Annotated in this window: 20 protein-coding genes; 7 read left to right on the top strand and 13 right to left on the bottom strand. The window is 69.1% G+C overall.

Features of this window, described 5'->3' with window-relative positions:
• Positions 1–32: 32 nt before the first annotated feature.
• On the top strand, positions 33–1,922 hold the full coding sequence (ggt, locus tag KEG38_RS11660) for a gamma-glutamyltransferase (RefSeq protein WP_272419421.1): 1,890 nt from the start codon (positions 33–35) through the stop codon (positions 1,920–1,922).
• On the opposite strand, the gene KEG38_RS11655 is transcribed toward ggt, so the two are convergent.
• From KEG38_RS11655 to KEG38_RS11640, 4 genes are all read right to left on the bottom strand, one after another.
• Entirely contained in the window at positions 1,919–2,431 is a 513-nt protein-coding gene (locus KEG38_RS11655; RefSeq protein ID WP_272419736.1) for a universal stress protein, read from the bottom strand. The genes ggt and KEG38_RS11655 overlap by 4 nt on opposite strands.
• A 260-nt stretch (positions 2,432–2,691) precedes the next feature.
• Positions 2,692–3,303, bottom strand: coding sequence for a hypothetical protein (locus KEG38_RS11650; RefSeq protein ID WP_272419420.1), 612 nt, complete (start codon positions 3,301–3,303; stop codon positions 2,692–2,694).
• A gap of 15 nt (positions 3,304–3,318) precedes the next feature.
• A complete protein-coding gene (locus tag KEG38_RS11645; RefSeq protein ID WP_272419419.1) occupies positions 3,319–4,275 on the bottom strand; it encodes a tetratricopeptide repeat protein in 957 nt (318 codons plus the stop codon).
• Entirely contained in the window at positions 4,247–5,734 is a 1,488-nt protein-coding gene (locus KEG38_RS11640) for a serine/threonine protein kinase (RefSeq protein WP_272419418.1), read from the bottom strand. The genes KEG38_RS11645 and KEG38_RS11640 overlap by 29 nt, the downstream gene beginning before the upstream one ends.
• Before the next feature lie 131 nt (positions 5,735–5,865).
• Between KEG38_RS11640 and purB the strand changes: the two genes are divergently transcribed.
• Positions 5,866–7,167, top strand: a complete 1,302-nt coding sequence (gene purB, locus KEG38_RS11635; protein WP_272419417.1) for an adenylosuccinate lyase — start codon at positions 5,866–5,868, stop codon at positions 7,165–7,167.
• A gap of 33 nt (positions 7,168–7,200) precedes the next feature.
• On the opposite strand, the gene KEG38_RS11630 is transcribed toward purB, so the two are convergent.
• From KEG38_RS11630 to KEG38_RS55490, 3 genes are all read right to left on the bottom strand, one after another.
• Entirely contained in the window at positions 7,201–8,055 is an 855-nt protein-coding gene (locus tag KEG38_RS11630) for a hypothetical protein (protein ID WP_272419416.1), read from the bottom strand.
• Between the two features lie 63 nt (positions 8,056–8,118).
• On the bottom strand, positions 8,119–8,598 hold the full coding sequence (locus KEG38_RS11625) for a hypothetical protein (protein WP_272419415.1): 480 nt from the start codon (positions 8,596–8,598) through the stop codon (positions 8,119–8,121).
• 8 nt (positions 8,599–8,606) lie between these two features.
• A complete protein-coding gene (locus KEG38_RS55490) occupies positions 8,607–9,869 on the bottom strand; it encodes an aKG-HExxH-type peptide beta-hydroxylase (protein ID WP_272419414.1) in 1,263 nt (420 codons plus the stop codon).
• 96 nt (positions 9,870–9,965) lie between these two features.
• Here KEG38_RS55490 and KEG38_RS11615 point away from each other — a divergent pair, with 96 nt between their 5' ends.
• Both KEG38_RS11615 and KEG38_RS11610 read left to right on the top strand, forming a co-directional pair.
• Positions 9,966–10,598: a hypothetical protein gene (locus KEG38_RS11615; RefSeq protein WP_272419413.1), complete on the top strand. Its 633-nt coding sequence runs from the start codon at positions 9,966–9,968 to the stop codon at positions 10,596–10,598.
• A gap of 55 nt (positions 10,599–10,653) precedes the next feature.
• Positions 10,654–11,703: an aldo/keto reductase gene (locus KEG38_RS11610; protein ID WP_272419411.1), complete on the top strand. Its 1,050-nt coding sequence runs from the start codon at positions 10,654–10,656 to the stop codon at positions 11,701–11,703.
• Positions 11,704–11,726: 23 nt separating this feature from the next.
• Here the strand turns inward: KEG38_RS11610 and KEG38_RS11605 are convergent, their stop codons facing one another.
• From KEG38_RS11605 to KEG38_RS11590, 4 genes are all read right to left on the bottom strand, one after another.
• Positions 11,727–12,398, bottom strand: a complete 672-nt coding sequence (locus KEG38_RS11605; protein ID WP_272419410.1) for an HAD family hydrolase — start codon at positions 12,396–12,398, stop codon at positions 11,727–11,729.
• Between the two features lie 125 nt (positions 12,399–12,523).
• Complete coding sequence (gene larAH, locus KEG38_RS11600; protein WP_272419409.1) at positions 12,524–14,149, bottom strand: NPN-dependent hydroxyacid isomerase, LarAH14/15/16 family; 1,626 nt, start codon at positions 14,147–14,149, stop codon at positions 12,524–12,526.
• 34 nt (positions 14,150–14,183) lie between these two features.
• Positions 14,184–14,843 (bottom strand): HAD family hydrolase, encoded by a 660-nt coding sequence (locus KEG38_RS11595; protein ID WP_272419408.1) that lies wholly within the window; start codon positions 14,841–14,843, stop codon positions 14,184–14,186.
• 199 nt (positions 14,844–15,042) lie between these two features.
• A complete protein-coding gene (locus KEG38_RS11590; RefSeq protein ID WP_272419407.1) occupies positions 15,043–15,819 on the bottom strand; it encodes a phosphoadenosine phosphosulfate reductase family protein in 777 nt (258 codons plus the stop codon).
• A 100-nt stretch (positions 15,820–15,919) separates the two neighbouring features.
• Between KEG38_RS11590 and KEG38_RS11585 the strand changes: the two genes are divergently transcribed.
• Complete coding sequence (locus KEG38_RS11585) at positions 15,920–16,903, top strand: ArsA family ATPase (protein WP_272419406.1); 984 nt, start codon at positions 15,920–15,922, stop codon at positions 16,901–16,903.
• On the opposite strand, the gene KEG38_RS11580 is transcribed toward KEG38_RS11585, so the two are convergent.
• Positions 16,900–17,997, bottom strand: coding sequence for a Gfo/Idh/MocA family protein (locus tag KEG38_RS11580; protein ID WP_272419405.1), 1,098 nt, complete (start codon positions 17,995–17,997; stop codon positions 16,900–16,902). The two genes, KEG38_RS11585 and KEG38_RS11580, sit on opposite strands and share 4 nt — an antisense overlap.
• 164 nt (positions 17,998–18,161) lie before the next feature.
• Between KEG38_RS11580 and KEG38_RS11575 the strand changes: the two genes are divergently transcribed.
• Positions 18,162–19,118: an AraC family transcriptional regulator gene (locus tag KEG38_RS11575; protein ID WP_272419404.1), complete on the top strand. Its 957-nt coding sequence runs from the start codon at positions 18,162–18,164 to the stop codon at positions 19,116–19,118.
• Positions 19,119–19,330: 212 nt separating this feature from the next.
• Here KEG38_RS11575 and KEG38_RS11570 read toward each other — a convergent pair whose 3' ends face one another.
• Complete coding sequence (locus KEG38_RS11570) at positions 19,331–19,867, bottom strand: hypothetical protein (protein ID WP_272419403.1); 537 nt, start codon at positions 19,865–19,867, stop codon at positions 19,331–19,333.
• Positions 19,868–20,295: 428 nt separating this feature from the next.
• Here KEG38_RS11570 and KEG38_RS11565 point away from each other — a divergent pair, with 428 nt between their 5' ends.
• Positions 20,296–21,516: a beta/alpha barrel domain-containing protein gene (locus KEG38_RS11565; RefSeq protein ID WP_272419402.1), complete on the top strand. Its 1,221-nt coding sequence runs from the start codon at positions 20,296–20,298 to the stop codon at positions 21,514–21,516.
• The last annotated feature ends 4 nt before the right edge of the window (positions 21,517–21,520 follow it).

Here is a 21,520-nt window from a genome sequence, read left to right as displayed (position 1 = left end):
AACCGGGGGCTTGGGATAGAGTCCCCCCGCCGATGCCCGCGCGTCCGAGAAGAACCATCCTCCTCGCGGCGGCGCTCGTCTCGGCCTGCGTCGCCCAGACGCCCGCGCCGCGCGACGACGCCACGCCCCCTCCCCCCTCCGTGACGTCCGCCGCGCCGAGCGCCTCCACGAGCGCGTCTGCGGCCGTCGTCCCTGCGACCTCCGCCGCTGCGAGCGCGCCCGCGCCCGACCCTTACCCGGCCCCGCCGCCGCCCGCTCCGCCCGTCGCTCTTCGCCCGGGCGGCAAGCGCGCCGTGCAGGGCGAGGCCGGCCTCGTCACCTCCGTCGAGAAGAACGCCACGCGCATCGGCGTCAGCGTGCTGCGCCGCGGCGGCAACGCCGTCGATGCCGCGGTGGCCATCGCGTACGCGCTCGCCGTCACGCATCCCTCAGCGGGAAACATCGGCGGCGGCGGCGTGATGATGATCCGCCTGAAGAGCGGCGAGACGCACTTCGTCGACTTCCGCGAGACCGCGCCCGCGGCCGGCGCGACGACCGAGAAGGTGCTCGCGATGCTCGATCACGACGGCGGCATCGGCCTGCGCTCGGCCGGCGTTCCGGGCACCGTCGCGGGTTTGTCCTTTGCGCTCGAACGGTTCGGCACGCGCCCGCTCGCGGAGCTCGTCGCGCCCGCCATCGAGCTTGCGAAGAAGGGACACGCGCTCGGGCCGCGGCAAGCGCTCACGCTCGCGTGGGCCTGGGACAAGCTCAAGCACGACCCCGCGGCCCGCGCGATCTGGGGCAAAGGGAAAAAACCACTCGCCGAGGGCGAACGCGTGCGTCAGCCGGACCTCGCGCGCACGCTCGAGTCGATCGCGAAGGAAGGCCCGCGCGCCTTCTACGAAGGATTTTTCGCGCGCGCGATCGACGAATGGATGAAGAAGGGCGGCGGGTACATCACGGCCAAGGACATGGCCGACTACCGCGCGAAGCAGCGCGCGCCGCTGCGCTTCTCGTACCGAGGTTTTTCGGTGGAGACCGCGCCTCCGCCGTCGATGGGCGGCATCGCGTTCGCGCAGATCATGCTCTCGCTCGAACGCGCGCGCGCACACGAGCAGAAGCCCGGCTCGGCCGACGCGCTCCACCTCTTCGTCGAGGCCGCGCGCCGCGCCTACGCCGATCGAAGGCTCGTCGGGGCCGACCCGGACTTCGGGCCAAAGGACCTCGACACGAAGCTCCACGAGCTCCTCTCCGGCGTGCACCTCGCGACCCGCAAGCCCGCGATCGACCCGACGCGCGCCACGCCCTCGGCCACGCTCGCCGCGGCGATGCCCGAGGCCGCGAAGGAGTCACCCGAGACCACGCACTTCTCGGTCGTCGATGCCGAGGGCAACGCCGTCGCTTGCACGTACACGCTCTCGGCCGGGTTCGGCGCGAAGGTCGTCGTGCCCGGCACGGGCGTCCTGCTCGGCAACGCTCTCGGCGGCTTCTCGAAGGACGGCCCGAACGTCGTCGCGCCGGGCAAACGCATGGCGACCTCGATGTCGCCGACGATCGTCACGCAGAACGGACGGCTCGCGCTCGTGCTCGGCTCGCCGGGCGGCGACACGATCCCGAACACCGTGGCCCAGGTCTTCCGCAACCTCGTCGACTGGGGCATGACGATCGACGAGGCCATCGCGACCGGCCGCCTGCACCACCAGTTCCAGCCGGACAAACTGCGCGTGGAGAAGCAGCGCCCGCCGCCGCGCGAGGTGCTCGCCGAGCTCACGCGGCGCGGGCACACGATCGAGCAGAGCAACCTCACGCAAGGCGACGCGAACGACATCCTCGTCGACCCGCAGACGGGCTTTGCCTACGGCTTCGCCGATCCCCGCGAGGGAGGCACGGCCGAGGGGATTTCCCGTTCGGACATGGAAAAGGCGAAGGACGCCCGTCCTTAACGAAGGCGCGGATCGTATTGATCGACGCCCGGGTCGTCCTCGTCGCGCTTCGGGCGGACGATCACGACGGGGCATGGCGCATTGCGCGCGATGCGATCGGCGAGCGGGCCGCCGAAAAGACGCTCCAGGCGGCTCGGCGGGTGGCTCGCCACGACGATGAGGTCGGCCCCGATTTCGTGCGCCAGGTTCACGATGGCCTTGTCCGGCCGTCCGTCACGGTAATGCATGGCCATGAGCCGCGCTTGCCCGCCCGCGGAGCGATGTTCGAGCACCTTCAAAGTCGGCAGCTTCGCCTCGCTCGCGTGCGAGGTCGACACCCGCGGCGTCGCCACGTCCTTGATTCGCGGCGCCATGCCGCGCGCCCCGATCACCACCGCGTGAATCTCGGTCTCTTCGCCCCGGAGCTCCGCCAGATCAAAAGCGAACCGCCAAGCCCGGCCGCCGGGCTCCGAGAGGTCGAGCCCCACGAGCACGATGTACGGGTCCTTTTTGCGCTCCGCGGGCGGCATCACCCTGCGAACGGCCGAGTCCGGTGGGGAAGCCGAGACAGCGCGCAGCCTCGGCTGCGTCGTTTCTTCGCTGTCCGGGGCGGGTGAATCGGGGCCGGGCTCTACCGTGGACGGAGCAATTGCGACCATTGCCAGCGAATGTTTGGATCGCGTCGCGTGGTCGCAAGTCCCTTTCGCTACTTCTTCGAGCGGAAGCATTCCGAAACGACCGCGCGGCGCGGGCGGACGGGCCCGGCCGCCGCGGGCGGGCGCGCACGGCCTCAGCGCAAGAACGCAATCGCGAGGCCGACCGTGGCGGGAATGCGGCCGGTCAGACCGAACCCCAGCGTCGCGTTCGGCCGCTCCCCGATCTTCGCATACGCGCCTTCGAGGTAAAGGCCAAGCCCTGCCTCGCCGTACGCATACCCTATAGCGCCGCCGCTGGAGCTCGTCCCCGAGAACGTGGTCGCCTCGAACGCGCGGACCTCGGCCGTGACGCGAGCGGCCATGCCAAACCCCATCTTGTCCGTCTCCGGCTCGTACCAGAGCCGCGGCTGGGCCGCGACGCCGATACGGGCGATTTGATCCACGACGGGAAAGACCGTCCCTTCGAAAAAGGCGCCGTGCCGGGAGGGCCCGGCGCCCGCCTCGAACGTGTAGCCCAAGCCGACGTCCGCACGCCGCTTCTGCCAGTCACGCATGAGCTGGAGCGGCTTCACCCCCACGTCGACGTGCCCCATCGAGGGGCCCGTCTGCTTGGTGCTCGGCGTCCCATAACGAACGCCGCCGCCCCCGGAAATGGCGAGCGGCGGCGTCGCGAAGGGAAAGGCGATGCACGCGGGGAGCACGCTCGTGAGCGCGAGAAGGCAAAACGTCGAAATGCCCCGGTGCATGCCGCCCCCTCCCGCTCAGAACACCCCGCGCACCATGACCGAGCTCGGCCCGATGAAGACCTCGGGCATGTACGTCACCTCGAGCTTGCGCTGAATCTTCTGGTTGCCGATGACGCCCAGCGCGATGCCGCCGCCGAACATCACGGCGCCCACGCCGAGCGTCGCCCAGCCCCCAGGCGATCCGCCTCTCGAAAGCCCGACCGTGCCCGCGCCCACGAGCCCCACGATTCCACCGACGACACCGAGGACGACCCCGCCGGCGAGCATGCCCGTGCTGCGGCGGACCGTGGCGATCCGGTATTTGGGTTTGTCCCCCTGCCCCGGCATCGTCTGCGGTTGCGTGACCTGCTCGGGCGGCGGCGGCGGCACGTCCGTCGCGTCGAGCGTGACCTCGTCCGTGGCCTTCTCCTTCGATTCGACGGCCGCCTCTTTGAGCACGTCGTTCCCGCGCCGGAGCGTCACCACGTGTTTGCCCGGGTCGACCGGCAGCGGCACCCCGAACGTGACGGGGTCGAGCTTCACCTCGTCGCGATACACACCGAGCCCCTCGACGCTGCCTTTCACCTGCACCGTCAAGTGCGGCAGGCGTGGATCGAGCTCCTTTTGCCGGCGCGTGGCGAGGTCCGCCCGGGGTTTGTCGCCTTCGCGCTTGGCCTGATCCCGCGCCTCGCCCCACAGGGCCCACGCGCGCGCGAGCTGGCCCTGTTTTTCAACACAATCGGCCCAGTTCAGCTTCGTGCCGATGGCCGGATCGAGCTTGTAGCTTCCCTCGAATTTCGGGCAGGCCTCGGCGTAGTTCTTCTTCTCCATGAGGCCCTTGGCCACCCGGAAAAGCGCCTCGGCCGCGGCCGGATCATTGGCGAGCACCGGCGCCGAGCCGAGCGAGAGCGCCGCGAAGGCGAGGACCGGGGCGACGAAACGAAAAGAGCGACGCCGCTCGAAGTCAGCGGCGACCGGACATGAGGTCGTCATCGTTCGGCTTCTTTTTGGTGGTTACGGTCGGCACCGGCTTCGTGCGGCCCGGGCCGGGGGGCAAGGGGGGCGCGGCGGGCTTCGCGGAGACCGCGGGCAGCGCGGCCGCGGGTTCGACCGACACCGCCGCGGCCGGCTCGACCAACGCCTGCGGATCGGCGGCCACGGGGGCCTTCGGGGTCGGCGTGGGCAAGGGCAAAGGCGCGGCCTCGGCGGCGGCCGCTTCCGGTTTTGGATCTTGGCCGCTGTTCTTCGCGCCAAACATCACCGCGGCCCCGACGATACCGATCAGCGCAATGGCGATCGCCGCGAAGATCGGGGCCTTGCTGCTCGACGCATTCGGCGGGCGCCCCGTTTGCGCGACGGGAACCGCCGTCGACGCGGCGAGCACGGTCGCGCCCATGGCCGTCTGCGGCGAGATGGCGTCGCCGCCCATCGGGGTCAGGGCCCGCGGGTTCTCGGGCTGCGGCGCGATCGGCATCGGCGCGCCGGCGACCGTGTTCGTCGGCGCCCCCTCGGCCGCGCGCGCCTGCTGCAGGATCTCCGTCACTTCGAGCACGAGCGCGGGCCCCTCGACGACGCCGAGCGCGGCCGCGAGCTGCGTGATCGTCTCGCCGGCCGTGCGGAAGCGCTGCGAGGCGTCACGGCTGCAGCAACGCAAGAACCACGCGTCGAACGCCGCGCCGAAGGGGCTGCCTTTCTGCGACGGCGGCGGGATCGGGTCGACCACGATCTGCACGACGAGATCGCTGATCGTCTCGGCCTGCCAGTAATCGAAGCCGAGGAGGAGCCGGGCGGCGATGAGGCCGATGGCCCAGACATCCGTATGAGGTCCAATGAGCTGCGCCTGGGCCCGCGCCTGCTCGGGCGCCATGTAGAGCGGCGTGCCGAACACGGCGCCGGTCTTCGTCTTCGAGTGCGCACCCATCGCGCTCGACGCGGCGCCCGTGAGCTTCGCGATGCCGAAGTCGAGCAGTTTTACGCAAGGCGTGCCGTCCTCGCGCACCGTGAGGAAGATGTTCTCCGGTTTGAGATCGCGGTGCACGATGCCGATCGCGTGGGCCTTGTCGAGCGCGCGCGCGGCCTGCCGCAGGTAGAGCACGACCTCCTTCGGATGCAGCTTCTGCCGCGCTTCCGCCTCGCCGGAGAGGTCTTTCCCGCGGAGGAACTCCATCACGAGGAACGGCGCGCCGTTCAGTTCCGGCGCGACGTCGGCGTCGGTCACGCGCACGATGTGGTCGCTGTCGATGCGCGCCGGCGCGCGCGCCTCGGTGCGGAACCGCTCGATCGTGCTCGGATCGGAGAGCGTCTCGTTGTGCAGCACCTTCAGCGCGAGGCGCTCGTCGGTGTGGACGTGCTGCACGAGATACACGGCCCCCACGCCGCCTTCGCCGAGCTGCTTGACCACGCGGTAGCGGCCAGCGATCACGAGGCCGGGCTGGATTTTCTCGGTGCTCATGGAGCGATGGCCCCCTGAAAAGTACAAGCCGAGCCTAGCACGGCCCGGCCGAGCCCGTCGCCTTTCCTGCCGCGCCGCTCGGGCCCGGCCCGCTTGACGGCGCGCGCGACTTCTCCCAGCTTTCGCGGCGAATGATCCCGCGATACACCCCGCCCGCGTTCGCCGCGCTCTGGTCGTCCGAGACTCGTTATGCCGTGTGGCTCGACGTCGAGCTCGCCGCCTGCGAGGCGATGGAAGCCGAAGGCCTCGTGCCCGTCGGCGTGGCCCGAGCGCTTCGTGACAAAAACCTCAAGCTCGATCCGGCGCGCATCGAGGAAATCGAGCGCACGGTCAAGCACGACGTCATCGCGTTCCTCACGCACGTCGAGGAGCTCGCCGGGCCCGACGCGCGGTGGCTGCACCGCGGGATGACATCGAGCGACGTGCTCGACACGAGCCTCGCCGTGCTGCTCGTCCGCGCCGCCGACCTTTTGCTCGAGCGGCTCGACGGCCTCATCGTCGCGCTCTCGCGCCGCGCCGACGAGCATCGCCGCACGCCCATGATCGGCCGGAGCCACGGCATCCACGCCGAGCCCATCACCTTCGGCCTCGCGCTCGCGGGCCACCTCGCCGAGATGAAGCGCGGCCGCACGCGCCTGCGTGAAGCGCGCAGCGAGATCGCGGTCGGCAAGATCTCCGGCGCGGTCGGCACCTACGCGCACCTCTCGCCGAAGATCGAAGCCCAGGCCCTCGCCGCGCTCGGCTTGCGCCCCGAAACCGTGGCCACGCAGGTCGTCCCGCGGGATCGTCACGCCGCGTTCTTCAACGCGCTCGCGCTCGTCGCCGCGGGCATCGAGCGGCTCGCGACGAACGTGCGGCACTGGCAACGCACCGAGGTCGCCGAGGCCGAGGAGCGCTTCACCCAGGGGCAAAAGGGCTCGTCCGCGATGCCCCACAAGCGAAACCCCATCTTGAGCGAGAACCTCTGCGGTCTCGCCCGCATCGTACGCGCCGCGGCCATGCCCGCGCTCGAAGACGTCGTCCTCTGGCACGAGCGCGACATCTCGCACTCCTCGGTCGAGCGCATGATCGCGCCCGACGCGACGACCACGCTCGGCTTCATGCTGGAGCGCACGAGCTCGCTCGTCGACGGCCTCGTCGTGCGCGAGGAGAACCTCCGGAAGAACCTCGAGCTCTCGGGCGGGCTCTTCTTCAGCGAGGCCGTGCTGCTCGCGCTCGTCTCGTACGGCCTGCCGCGACAGGAGGCCTACGTGCTCGTGCAGCGCAACGCGATGAAGGCGCTCGCCGGCGAGGGCACGTTCCGCGATCTCCTCGGGGCCGATCCGGACGTGAGCGCGCGCCTCTCGGCGGCCGAGCTCGATCGATGCTTCGACCTCGAACACGCGCTCTCGCACGTCTCCGGCATCGTCGACCGCGCGATCGCGGCGCCCTGACGAGGCTGTCCCGGCCCCCCTCGCCGGTGGATTTCACGGATATTCGATCGGCGTCCCGTCGGCGTCGTTGACATTGCCAACGACAGTCGGATTCGGATCGTCGATCGTCCACGGCCCGTACCCCCAGTCGCCTTTGAAACGGTTGCGGAGGACCTTGATCCCGGTCGGCATCTTGCCCCGCAGGTTGAGCGAATAGCCGCCGCCGGAGAGCCAGTTGCACTCGATCAGGAGGTCCGTCGTATCGCCGCTCTCGTCGCCGGTCTGGACGCAGGCGTTGCTCGCGCCCTCGATCCGGTTGTGGCGGAGATGGACGTTCAGCCCATGGGTCGACTGGACGCCGTCGTTGTGCTGGTCTGGATAATTGCCGAGGTCGTGAATCCACGAATCCTCGATCAGCACGTTCTCGTCCGCCTTGAAGCCGTCGGCGCTTCCGTGGACGTTGACCCGGCGCGCGGTGTAGTTCGAGAAAGACAGCCCGGCGGTGACGTCTGCGCTCGTCCCTATGATCTCGGTGTCCTCGACGACGAGACCTTTGTTGTCGTTGTCGAAGTAGCGAATCGGGTAGTAGTCGCCGCTCGTGATCCGACATCGCCGGATCGTGACGTCGTCGGCGAGGATCTGGACCTCGCCCTGGATGTCGAGGTCCTCGACGATCGCGCCGTTGGTCGTCACCTGGATCGATCCGCTCGGGGTGAGGATCGTTCCCTTGGGAACGCCGGTATTGTCGGGCCCGGGTTGATTCGCCCAGCACGGGTCGCCCGCGTCACCGCCCGCGTCACCGCCGGTCTCCGCGTCGCCGACGCCGCCGTCGATGGGGGTCATCGGGTCGGAGCTCGTGCCGCACCCGATGAGCGAAAGAACGAGGGCGAGGAGGAGATCCTTTTTCATTTCGTGATCGTATGCGAAGCGGAAGCGAAAAGGAACAGCGGTCGACGTGGGGTCGAGGCGCTCCTACCGATAAGGCGATCCCATCGCGATGCGCAGATCACACTGGAACAGCTCGTAATGCACCGTCACGGCGAGCGCTCGTCCCGCCGCGAAATGCACGTACACGCCGGGCCACGAGCACGCCCAGGTCTCGTCGAGCGTGCGCACCAAAAGCGTCACGGCCGGAAACCCGGCGCGCCGATCGAACCGCACGCAAACGAGCTCCTCGGCGCCGGCCGCGAGCCATTCGAGGCAGCCACGCATCTCCCGCGGCGAGAGCCGGTCCTGCCGCAGCCATTTTTCGAAGTCGACCGCCCCGCCTTTCCCTTCGAGCGCCCGCCGAAACGCAAAGCTCCGGTCTGGCTCGACGAACTCCTCGGCGAGGCGCGCCGCGTGCTCCTCGGTGGCCCGCGGCCCGAGTGTGCGCAGATCGACCCGCAAGGAACGCAGGCGCGCGAGTTGCTCCCGGAACGTATCGCGGAGGAAGCGTTCGTCGGGACGCACGCGGCCTCTCAGGCGTCCATTTTCTTGTAGTGATCGTGCCAGCGCCGGATCTCGTCGAGCACCGCTTTCCCCACGCGGGTTGGCTTTCCGTTTTCGAGGATCACCTCCGCGCCCTCCGCGTTGATCTGCCGGACGCGCGCGAATCGCTCCACGAAGCCCGGCGCCTTCGCGAGCGGGTGCCCCGCCTCGATCATGCGCTCGTAGAGCCGCGCGACGGGCAAGAACGCGTGGACCGCGAGCAGGACGCCGTGGAGCGGCCGCGGATCGGGCCGCACGGGCGACGTGTAGAGCGGGGAAAACGCATTTTCGAGCACGGGATCGATCTCGAAGAGCGCATTGATCTTGTTGTGCGAAAATTCGTGGATCACCGCCTCCGCCATCGTCATGAGGCTCGGATGCAGGGACATATAAATCGTCCCGATCGCCTCCTGGTACGACGCGGATAGATGTTTTTCGTCGTGGTATCCGACGGGCACAATCTGCTGCACGAAAAGATCGATCTCGCCCCGCAGGTCCGGCAGGTGTTCCCGCACGAGACCGAGCGCCTCGGAGAGTGATCGCGTCCATTCCGTCACGCTCTTGCCGCCGAGATCGATCGCATTGCCCTCCTTGTCGGGGTGCGCCTCGACCATGGCGAGCGGATTCGTGTCCACGAGCGCGAGCAGCGTGCCCCCATCGATCGGAAAAAACGGCCGCGATACGGTCACGCCCGCGCGCGTCTCGGAATATCCCGGCGGCTGCGCCTCGAGCGCCTGAAGGCTCAGCGTTTTGGCGCCGTCCGCGCGCTCGACGACGATCTTTCCCTCGTTCTCGAACACGACGGCGCGCGTTTCCTCGGGCAAACCGATCGAAATACCTGCCGTGGTGGAGACGAGCTGCCTCGGAGGCGCTTTTTGCCGAATGGCCCGCGGGAGCGCGGAGGCGCGCGCGAGGTGCAAGAGAAAGACCCCGATGAGCTCGCGGAGGAGCGCCTCGGAATCGGGCCGCGGCGTGCGCAGGCACCGGACGAGCGTTCCCATCGCCGTGCGGCGGAGGACGCTCGGGAGCGAGCCAGGGTTCTTCCGCGCGACCTCGCGTGTGAGCGCCTGAAAAATCGCGAGATCGGCGCGCGCCTCGGCCGAGAGCGCGAGACCCTGCCCCACGCCGAGAAGCTCGGGCACGAGGCGACCGAGCGCACGCGAGAGGACGCCTTTTGCGGTCTCCGACCCCGACGCCGGAATCGTGAGGTCCTCGGGAGGCTCGATCGGGCGCGTGGCGAGGGCAGGAGACACGGCGCCATTGTGGGCGAGGAGGGTGCGGGGCGACAAGCAAGAAGGCGCGCGGCGCGCCGCTTCATTCCGCGGCAGCGGCGTGGTAAGCAGGAGCGCATGTCCGGCTGGTCCATCGGGAAACATCGGGTACAAGTCGACGTCCGCGAGCCTTTCCTGACGATCTTCGTCGACGAGGAGAAGACGCGCGAAAATGAGATCCCGACGCACGAGCTCGGCGATTTTCCCCTGAAGATCGGCAAGCGGGGCGTGCTCCTCCGGCGCGTGCGGAACCTCGACGTCGCGCGGAGCGAGCTCTGGATCGACGGCGTGAAGGTGCCGCCCTCGGAGGAGCCGATCCCGCAGCGAAAGCCGAAGAAGGACACGGTCTGCGAGGTGCATCCGGGCGGCAGGGGTGGCTATCGTGACCCGGGGGCGGCGGCCGACGCGAAGCTCGCCTGCGGAATCTGCCGCGTCCCGCTGTGCGATTCGTGTGTCGCGGTCGACGGCGTGCGCTGCAAGGCGTGCTTCGAGACGGCAAGCACGGCGATGGTGAAGGCCGAGCGCGCATTACGCATCAAGGGTCCGCTGCTCGGCGTGGCGCTCGGCCTGCTCCTCTTCATCTTCGGGCTCGCGCTCGATTCGATGCGAATGGCCGGCGCGGGCCTCGCGGCGATCGCCCTCGTGGGGGTCCGCGTGGGGATCGGGTACGCGAAGGAACGACGGGAAGCCAAAAACCGGCTGCCCCCTTGATTTCGCCCTCGGGCCTGCGTACGCACGTCCCGATCCGCTATCCGCGGGAGGAAGCATGCGTTACAAGCTCTTGGGTCGAACGGGGATCAAGGTGTCGGAGCTGTGCCTGGGCACGATGAGCTTCGGCGACAGGTGGGGGTTCGGGGCGGACGAGGCGACGTCGATCGAGGTCGCGGCCGCATACGCCGAGGCCGGAGGCAATTTCCTCGACACGGCGAACAAGTATCACGAGGGCCATACCGAGGAGATCTGCGGCAAGATCATCGCCAGCAATCGCGACCGCTGGGTGCTCGCCACGAAGTTCACACTCACGACGGCGAACGGGGATCCGAACGCCTCGGGCAATTCGCGCAAAAACATGGTCCAGGCGGTCCACAAGAGCCTCGGACGGCTTGGGACCGATTACATCGACCTGCTCTGGGTGCACGCCTGGGATTTCACGACGGGCGTGGAGGAGGTCATGCGGGGCCTCGACGACCTCGTTCGCGCGGGCAAGGTCCTCTCGATCGGCATCTCGGACGCGCCCGCGTGGGTCGTCTCGCAGGCGAACACGGTGGCGATCCTGCGGGGTCTTTCGCCGTTCGCGGCGCTCCAGATCGAATACAGCCTGATCGAGCGGACGGTGGAGCGCGAGCTCATCCCGATGGCCGAGGCGTTCGGCATCACGCTGACGCCGTGGGCGCCGCTCGGCGGCGGCGTGCTCACGGGCAAGTATTCACGCAGCGGCGGCGCGCCCGAGGATACGAAGCGCGCCGCCGGCAACGAGCAGCGTCTCTCGCCGAAAAACCTCGCCATCGCGAAGACCGTGGACGCCATCGCGGACGAGCTCGGCAAGACGTCGGCCCAGGTCGCGACGAACTGGGTGCGTCAGCGCGGGGCGAACGTCGTGCCCATCGTGGGCGCGCGCAAGGCGTCGCAGATCAAGGACGTCCTCGCCGGCCTCGATTTCACGCTCAATGACGACCAGCTCCGCCGCCTGAACGACGTCAGCCGGATCGACCTCGGCTTCCCGCACGACTTCCTGGGCTCGCCCCGCATTCGCGGCATCATCTACGGCGATCGCGCAGACGACATCGACCTGCCTGCCGTGACGCGCCCGCGCTGAAGAAGCCTCCTCGCCCGCTCGGGCTACACGATCCCGAGCCGTTCCAGCAGCGCCGCCGGGAGCGACGCGAAATCCGCGGACGTCCAGTCGGCGCCGGCGTCGCGTAGCTCCTCGGCCGTCGTCGCGGTGGTGATCCCGACCGCCACCATCCCCGCCGCCTTTGCGGCGCGCACGCCGTTCGCCGCATCCTCGAATACGACACACGCCGCCGGCGCGACGCCGAGATCCTGCGCTGCGCGGAGGAAAATGTCGGGCGACGGCTTGCCGCGCGTTACCTCCTCGGCGCCCACCACGCGCTCGAAGCGCTCGCGGAGACGGAGCCCATCGAGCACGAAATCGCGATTGCCGAGCGGTGCCGCCGTCGCAATCGCGAGCCGCACGCCGCGGCGGCGCAGCCGTTCGAGGAAGGCATCAGCCCCGCGCGTGAGCGCGAGGTGCGGGCGGTACGTGGCGCGGTAAAGCCCCTCCTTCTCCTCGGCGAGCCGCGCGAGCTCGTCCGGCGGCACCGCCCGCCCGAGGAGCTCGGGAAAGATCTCCTCATTCTTCTTTCCCGCAAATTCCCGCTGAAAACGCTCGGCCTTGGTCGGCACGCCGAGTCGCTCCGAGACGATCTCCCACGCGCGATTGTGGAAGGCCATGTTGTCGACGAGCGTGCCATCCATATCGAAGACGGCAGCACGGAGGACCTCGAGCATGCGTCACCCTAGCGCAGATCGCGGCTTGGCGGGCGCCGGCGGAGGCGGGTCATGGTCGAGCCCGTGCCGCCGGGCCGGCTCTGCGATGGTCGGTCGGAGAGGGAGATCGGGGGGGAGGGCGTCTCTCAGCCTTGCCCTTCGGGCAATGCCGAAAGCGGCGCGCGCTGCTTCTCCACGGACATATCCGCCATGAAGATCGGCGGGCAATGCAGCGCCATGATGTCCGGGTTCGGCGGCGCGGTCTGCTTCGCCATTCGCAGCGCCTCGTCCATCGTCCGCGCCGTCTCCCAGCCGAGCAATTGCGGGATGTATTCGTTGTCCGCGCCGACGACGATCACCCGACCGAGGTGCTGCCGCCCCGCCTCGCCCCAGTACCACATGAAGAACGGGTGCGTCGGGTGATAGGCGTGGCCGTACCGGTACATCTCGATGTAGGCCGGGTTCTTCGCGAATTTCGGCTCCCAGATCTTGTGCAGCTCCATCGCGTCGCGCGTCTCGGGCAGGACGCGGTGCACGAACTCGATGTACGGCGCGTGGTGCTCGTTGTCGAAGAGGTCCGTGCACGGATGCATGATGATCATCGTGCCGCCCTTCTTCACCATCGGCGCGCCGCGATACAGGTTGAAGAGATACCCGTTCGCCATCACCTGCACGAGCAGCGGGTTCAGGAACGAATTCACGTTGTACGGGCTGATGAACGGAATGCCCGTGATGAGAATGTCGCTCTGCCCCACGACCGGCACGCAGTATTGCTCGAAGCTCTTCCGCAGCGTGTGCTCGTGCACGGCCTCGGTCTCGCCAGCGAAGACGCCCGTCACGCCGAACGGCGAGGGCACGCGCTGGAAGATCGCCTGACGCGCGGGCTGCGGCAGCTTGTCGAGGGTGAACCGGAGCGCCTGGAGCGCGTTTCGCTCGGTCCGCGAGAGATCATCCTCGTTTTTCGCGAGGAACTCGAGCGGCGTATCGAACATCCGATTGTTGATCGTCGTCTCGATCGTGAAGACGTTGAGCTTCTTGTTCGCGAGCCGCCCCATACGCACGACGCTCGTGTTCAGCGCCGACGATTTCGGGTCCATGTACGAATAACATTGCCGCATCACGCGCGGGTTGTGGTGCGCGCGCAGGCTCCGGTATCCGCACAGGCCCACGGCGACCGATTTGTGGCCGCCGTCCATGGGCACGAGGTTCAGGTTCACGTAGATGATGAGGTCGCTCTCCACGGCGCGCCGGTTGAGCTCGACGTCCTCGCCCTCCTCGGTCGTGCCGAGGTATTTCATGTTGGCGAGGTTCTCGGCGTCGTGGTTGTAGAGCTTCTTCGGCCAGAACGCGTTGAAGATCTTGTCGCCGACGACGTGCCGGATCTCCCAGTCCTTCATGCGGCGATGCACGCTCGTCGCGATGATGATCTCGATGTCGTCGACCCCGTAATCGGCGAGCAGGTCGAGCACGATCGTCAGCACGCGCTCGCGAATGTCCGGCCGCTTCATCGGCGGCAGCGGCAGCGAGATGTCGTCCATCGCGATCGTCACCTTCATCCCCGGCCGGAGCTTCGCGTAGAGCGGCTCGGAGTTGTACGGGTGGTTGATCGCGTACCGGATGGCCGCGTCCACGTCCTTCAGGGGCTTGAGCGGGGGCTTCGGGTAGACGACGCGGCTGCCCGTCGGCAGGTCGACCTCGACCAGCCTGTCGCCCGAGAAGAGGACGCGGGGTGCGCTGCGGCTGTCGATCGTCACGACACAGGGATGGCTCATGGCATTCTCGTATTCGGCGGCAATCCCGCCCGCTTCAGTCGACGTGGATGATGGGCCAGTGGTAGGCGTTCGCGAGCAGGGACAGCTTCCTGTCCGGGTTCACGGCGGCCGGGTGGCCGACGATGCTGAGCATGGGGACGTCCGAGTAGCTGTCGGAGTAAGCGAAGCACTCGTCGAGGTCGTGGCCGCGGCTTTTGGCGTGCTCGCGAATGAGCCGCGACTTCTCGGGGCCCGCGACCACGGGGCGGAGCAGCTTGCCCGTGGCAAAGCGGTCCTTGATCTCGAGGCGGTTTGCAATGACGTCCGTCGCGCCGAGGTGCTCGGCGAGCAGGCGCATCAGGAAGTCGAGCGCGCCCGAGACGATCACCACGTCGTGCCCCTTGTCGAGGCTCGTCTGCACGAGGTCCCGCGCGCCGGGGTAGATGTTGGGCTTGATCACGCGCTCGAACGTCTCGACCGCGAGCCCCACGAGCCGGTCCTCGCTCATCCCGCCGTAGGACGTGAAGAGCAGCTCGTTGAAGATGCGTCGGTCCCGCGTCTCCGCCCACGCCAGCCACGGGGCCTTCACCAGCGCCCCGCCGAGCTTCGCGAGGCTGTGCAGCGGCGTGTTCTGGTTCAGGACGTAATAGAGCGTGGGGTGGACGAGGTTCGTGCGGATCAGCGTGCCGTCCACGTCGAAGTAGCTCGCTGCCATTTGCGTCCCGGAATCACCTCTGGAAGGCCTCTCGTCAAGTACAAGGTGGCGCGAAAGAAGCTTCGCGCCGAACTTCTCGGTCCGCTCGGCCCTCTCCTCGTGCTTTCGCGACCCAGCAAGGAGCGTAATCCCACACCATGGAGGCTCTTGACAGGGAGGCCGAGTTGGCGGATCGGCGGCGCAGGAAGTGTTTGTCCGCCTACGTCGCCGGCCCGGACAGCGCCTCGGCATAACGATCGTCCAATTCGATCGCGCCCTCGGCCGCGCCGCGGTCCACTGGATTGATCCCGCAATACTGCACGCTCGCCAAATGCCGCCAGCGGCCGGCGCGCTCGCTTTCGTCGGGCAGGACCGGCGTCGTGCAGGGAAAACAGCCGATCGTCCGAAAACCCATGGCGTGGAGCGGGTTCACGACGACGCCGGGATCGGCGGCGATGGCCCGATCGAGCTCCTCGTTCGTCACGTGCGCGAGCGGGTGGACGCGGAGGGCGCCCATCGCGAGGTCGAGCCCCACCGAGCGCACCTTGCTGCGCGCCCCGCCCTCGCCCTGCCGGAGTGCCGAGACGAGCGCGTCGTAGCGGCCCCGGAGCGCGTGGAGCGGCGCCGTCTTGCGCAGGTCGCAGCAGCGCTCCTGGCCCTCGACCGAGAGGTACAAAAGCCCCTCCTCGGCCGTCTGCTCGGCGAACGTACGGGCGGGCGAGAGCGTGATCACCCGGAGGTTCCGGTGCGTCCGCGCGAGCTCGTCCCGCGCAGAGCGCGTCTGCTCGTGCAGGAGGCCCGTGTCCACGAAGAGCACGTCGAAATCGAGCCCGGCCTGGTCGGCGAGCCGGCAGAGCCACGTGCCGGCGCGCTGCATGCTCGTCAGGATCGCGGCCCGCGGGCCGAACGTTTGGTGCACGAAACGCAGGACATCGAGCGGCGCGGCGCCGGCGAGGCGCCCGTTCAGGGCCTCGAGGCCCGCTTCGGTGACGCGCATGTCCCTCGTGGTAGCAGAGCGCGGCTCGGGTCGCCGGCCTCCGGCGTGCAGAAGCCGGTTGCCTTTCCGTTCCTCGTCGCCTAGAGGATCGCCGGATCGCATGCCCCCTTCTTCTCCCTCGCAAGGCCGCGCGCCGGGGCGGCTCGTCGATGACCTCGGGCGGCGCCGCTTCCTCTTCGTCACGGGCAAAGGAGGCGTGGGCAAAACGACGTTCTCCGCGGCCCTCGCGGTAGCGCTCGCGCGGGAAGGCAAGCGGGTCCTCGTCGCTCTCTGCAACACCAAGGAGCGGCTCTCGGCGATCCTCGGGACGAAGCCGATCGGCGACGAGATCATGCCCGTCGCCGAGGGCGTGTGGGCCGTGAACATCTCGCCCGAGAAGGCGCTCACCGAGTACGGGGAGATGGTCCTCAAGGTGCGCACCGTGGCGCACGCCGTCTTCGACAACCGCTACACGAAGACCTTCTTCCGCGCGGTGCCCGGCCTCTACGAGTGGGCGATGCTCGGCAAGGCGTGGTTTCACACGACGGAGCTCGGCCCCGACGGGCGGCCGCGCTTCGACGTGGTCCTGCTCGACGCACCGGCGACGGGCCACGGGCTCGACATGATGCGCGTGCCAAAGGTGATCCTCGACGTCGTGCCGCCGGGCGTCTTGCGCCGCGACGCCGAGGAGGCGTGGGCGATGTTCCAGGACCCGACGCGGAGCGGGATCGTGGTCGTCACGCTGCCGGAGGAGATGCCGGCGCAGGAGACGATCGAGCTCGTCGACGCGATCAAAAAGGACCTCACCCTGCCCGTCCTGCGCCTCGTGGTGAACGCGGTCCTCCCGCCGCTCTTTTCGGCCGACGAGCGGGACCGGCTCGCGCGGGAGGTGTCCTTGCTCGAGATCGACGCGCCGAACCGGACGGATGGGACGGCGGAAAGCGCGCTCGTGGCGGGGGCGCGGCGGGCGGTGCGGGAGAAGGTGCAGGCCGAGAGCCTTTCGCGGCTCGCGAAGGAGATCGACCTGCCGCAGATCAACCTGCCGCACCTCTTCGACGAGGCCTCGACGGTCGAGGGGACGAAGCTCCTCGCGAAGCTGCTCTAACCCTTCCAATCGAAGCGCTGGCCCGTCGCGGAGGATTCCGCGAGGCCGTCGAGCAACCGGTAGAGCTTCCAGGCATCCCGGAACGTCGGGACGACCTCGGTCCCTTCCGCGAGATCCTTCGCGAGGGCCGTGTAGAGATGCGCCGTTTGATAGGCGTCGTCGTTCAGATCCCCCTGGGCGGGCGATCGATATCGCTCGGGGATCGGCAGCGGCTCGAGCGGCTGGCCGTCGCCGCGCGCGCCGGAGACGGTGAAATCGTGGGACCAACGCAGGTCGCCCTCGGTGCCCGTGAAGGTCGCCCAGATCTCCCCGCCATTGCGCTTGCCGGCTTCGATGTGCGCGGACAGAACCGCGCCGTTCTGCAGCGTCCCGCTGAGGAGCACCTGGTCCGGCACCGTAATGGGCAGCGTCTCGCCCGTCTCGATCACCGTCGCCTGGTCGAATTGGCGCGCGACCACCGCGGAGACGCTCTTTACGTCGCCCACCGCGGCGAACACCGTATCGAGGTAATGCGCGGTCATGATCGACAGCACGTTCGCGCCGTTCTTCGCGTCGGTCGTATACGCGAGGGCCTCGGGGACCCGCGGGCCGAGGTGGGGCACCGAAATGTGGAGCGTGACGGAGCGGAGCTTGCCGATGTACCCCTCGGCCAGGAGATCGCGGAGGTAACGCACGCCCGGAGCGAAGCGCCGCTGCACGCCGATGAACGTACGGACGCCGGCGGACTCCGCGCGGCGCGCGAGATCGGCGGTCTCGGCCAGAGAGACGCCGAGGGGCCATTCGCAGAAGACGTGCTTCTTCGCGGCATACGCGGCGCGCACGACCCCCGCGTGCAAGGGCGCGCGGACGGAGACGACCACGAGATCCACGTCCGGGTGCTCGATCAGGGGCTCGACGCGGTCGAAGGCGTGGGGCACGCCGAAGCGGCGCGCGGCCTCGTTCGCGCTCGCTTGCCGGGTGGTGCTCACCGCGGTGACCTCGAAAGCGGATAACGCTTTGAGCGCGGGCAGGTGCGCGTGGGATGCCCAGCCCCGGTCCGGGTTTGCTCCCACGATACCCACGCGAATCTTGTTCGACGTCCCCGTCTTGCTCATGATCTCTCCATCCCTTCTTTCGGGCGCACCCGTGCCCGGGGACCGAGCGCTCGTCCGCCCCCTCTCGCATCGAATGGCCTGGGAGGGACCGTAATCCCAAAGGCGCGGACGATCATTGGCGCCACGTCCGTTTTTGTGGTTCGATCGTCCGTCACGGAGGGACGATGGACGTTCTCGCGGACGTGCTGCGCGGGCTTCACTTGCGGACGAAGGTGTACGGACGGCTGGAGATGCGCGCGCCGTGGGGCATGCGCGTCGACAAGCCCGGGCACGCTCTGTTTTATGCGGTCTCGCGCGGCAGCTGCCTGCTCGAGGTCGACGGCGCGCGCATCCCGCTCTCGGGAGGGGATTTTGTGTTTCTTCTCGGCGGAAGCTCCCACGTCCTCCGGGATTGTCCGGGGACGCGGCCCATGCCGGTCGCCGAGATCTATGCGATACGCGGCGGGCGTTGTGGCGGGCTCGTGCATCATGGCGGCGCGGGCGCGCCGACCACGCTCGTCTCCGGCTGTTTCCTCTTCGAAGGCACGTCGCTCGACCCGCTCATCGCGAGCTTGCCGCCGCTGATCCACGTGAAGGGCGACGGAGGTGTCGCCGCGCGGTGGCTCGAATCCACGTTGCAATTCGTGGCCTCGGAGATGGAGGCCGAGCAGCCAGGCTACGAGACGGTGGCGAGCCGGCTCTCGGAGGTCTTGTTCGTCCAGGCGCTACGCACGCACGTGGCGTCCTTGCCCATCGAGCAAGCGAGTTGGCTGCGCGCCCTGACCGACGCGCAGATTGGCGTCGTACTGCAACGCCTGCACGAGAACCCGGAAAAACCCTGGACGGTCGAGAGCCTCGCGCATCTGGCGAGCATGTCGCGCTCGGTGTTCGCGGCGCGCTTCAAGGCCGTCGTCGGCGAGGGGCCGCTGACCTACCTGACGCGCTGGCGCATGCACAGGGCGACGCAGCTCATGGCGGGCGGCGACAGGTCCACGACCGCCATCGCGCAAGCGGTCGGCTACGAGACCGACAGCGCCTTCGTGAAGGCCTTCAAGCGACACCTGGGCGAGACGCCCGGCGCTTTCCGACGTCGGCTCAAGGCGCGCGAAGGCGACGCCGTGCCCGCTGCGGGACCGAGGTAACGACCTCGCCGAAGGAAAAAGCCCTCAGAGGGTGTTCCACAGGTATCCGCTCGACTTCCGGACCTCACCCACCCCAACCCTCCCTCTCCACTGTGTGGAGAGGGAGGGAGTTTCCGGCTCGATCCAGCGCTATTCGCCCCCTCTCCGCAGCGCGGAGAGGGGGTCGGGGGGTGAGGTTCTGGGGGGGCCGACAACGCCCGTGGAACACCCTCTCAGGGCACGCAGGTCTTCGGGCTACCGCCGCCGCAGTTGTTGCTCAGGCACTCGCCGTTTTGCGTACACGGCTGCCCGTTCTTGAGCTTGCAGGCGCCATTGCCGTCGCAGGCGCTCGTGATCGCGCAGGACCCGTCCTGATCTTCCTCCTGCGCGGGCAGCTTCGTGCAGGTGCCGATGCTGCTCGGCCGAGCGCACGACATGCAGACGCCATCGCAGGCCACGTCGCAGCACACGCCGTCGGCGCAAATGCCGCTCAGGCACTCGGACGCCTCGATACACGCCTGGCCGAGGCCGCTGCCGCCGCTGCTCGACGAGCCTCCGCTCGACGACGACGCGGTGACCGCCCCGCTCTCGTCGCCGCCCGTGCCGCCGGCGCCGCCGCCGCCTGGCACGCCGTCGAGGCCACCCGTGCCGCCGCCTTGCCCGCCCGTGCCGCCCGTTCCGCCGTCACCCGTCGAGAGCGAGAGACACCCGGCGGCCTGGGCCAGGACCAGCACGGCCACGCCTCTCCACCCCGTCCACGCGTCGCGCATCTGCTCCTCCGTCTCCAGAGCCGAACATAGCGCGTCGCGACAGAGCGAAGCCCTCGCGGAGCAACGATGCCGCGAGACAAAAAAAAGAGCGCCTACTCAACGGCGGGGGGGGGGACCGGAGCAGGCGCTCTGTCCGTAGATAGAGCAACCTATGGGCCAAGCCCTTCGTGACGAATTTTCGTCGCTTTGCACCAACCTACCGGAGTGATCCTTGCAGTTGTGAAAGGCATGCGGATTGCAGCCTTTCAGGTCCGCCGTGGACCGGCGTAGGGCATCCCACGAGAGCAGAACCCAGGCTGGTACGACGCCTCCTTGCATGGCGCGGGGCTGGACGTCGCCCCGGGACCCGCGTCACGACCTCGACCGCGAGGCCAGGCAAAGCAAGGGCGAAGGTTGACAAGAGCGGACGAGCGCGGCCTTTTGGAGGGATGCCGCACCGCAGTCCCCTGCTCCTCGATGGCCGCGCGCTGCTCGACGCCGATCGTCTGCTCGCCGCCAAGCTCGCCGATCGCCGCGCGAGCTTCGAGCTCTCGTTTCGCGCCGCGCCGCCCCACACAGGCTTCCTCGTGGTCTCCGGGCTGGAAAGCTCGCTCGAGCTCTTCGGTCGGCCGCTCGTCGATCCCGCCGCCGTCGCCGCCGCGCAAAGCCTCGTCGGCTTCTCGGACGCGCTCGCGCAGAGGCTCGCGCACCTCGTGCCCGCGATCGATCTCGACGCGGTCCCCGACGGCACGATCGCCTTCCCCGGCGCGCCGATCGCCACGGTGGAAGGGCCCTTCCTCGAAGCGTCGCTGCTCGCCTCGCTCCTCCGCGCGGCGGCGCGGCGCGCGACGGCCATCGCCACACGCACGGCGCGGCTGCACCAGGCGGCCGCGGGTGATCCGGTGATCGATGGGTCGAGCGCGCACGCACCCGGGTCCGAGGCGTCGATGCGGGTCGCGCGCGCGGCGTACGTGGGCGGAGCGAGCGCCACGACGAACGTGATCGCGGCGATGGCGCTTGGCGTGCCCTTCCGCGCGAGCCCGGGGCTCGTGCTCGGGCCGACGGGGCCGTCGCTCGAGACGACCTCGGTCGATGGCTGGGGCGCGCTCGATACGGACGACCTCGCCGACCTCGGCGCGGGCGACGACGAGGAGGCGATGCTGATCGAGGCGAAGCGGCGCGGACGGCGCGCGGGCGGGTGGATCGCGCGGGGGCTCGACGACGCGGAGGCGCGGGCGCTGCCGATGCGGTGCGAGCTCGTGGCGCTCGAGCAAGGCGGCGCGTGGGCCATTCCGCCCGCGGATCTCGGCGACGAGGCGGCGCCGCGGCCGGGCCGGAAGATGGTCGTGCGGTACACGGATAACGCGGGGAGGCTCGTCGCGGATGTCGTGCACCTGATGGCGGAGCGGATGCGTTCGCCGCAGGATCTCGGGGCGACGACGCTCGCGCCGCTGTCGCGTCCGCGGGTGCGGCAAGGCCGCGCGCTGGAGCGGCCGGAGGCGCCGTCGCTCGGGCGTGATCGATCGATCGCGGCCCGCGCGACCTTGCCCGAGGCCGTGACGTACCTGCGCGCGCCGGCGACCTACCGCGTGGAGGAGTCGGCGGCGGTCGTCGCGCAACGCGAGGCCGCGGCGCGGGCGCGCGCGACGGTGCCTGGCCGGAAGGCGTGATCGC

This window comes from Polyangium jinanense (genome assembly GCF_028435265.1).
GTDB lineage: Bacteria > Myxococcota_A > Polyangia > Polyangiales > Polyangiaceae > Polyangium > Polyangium jinanense.
This window is presented reverse-complemented; position numbering and strand designations above follow the sequence as displayed.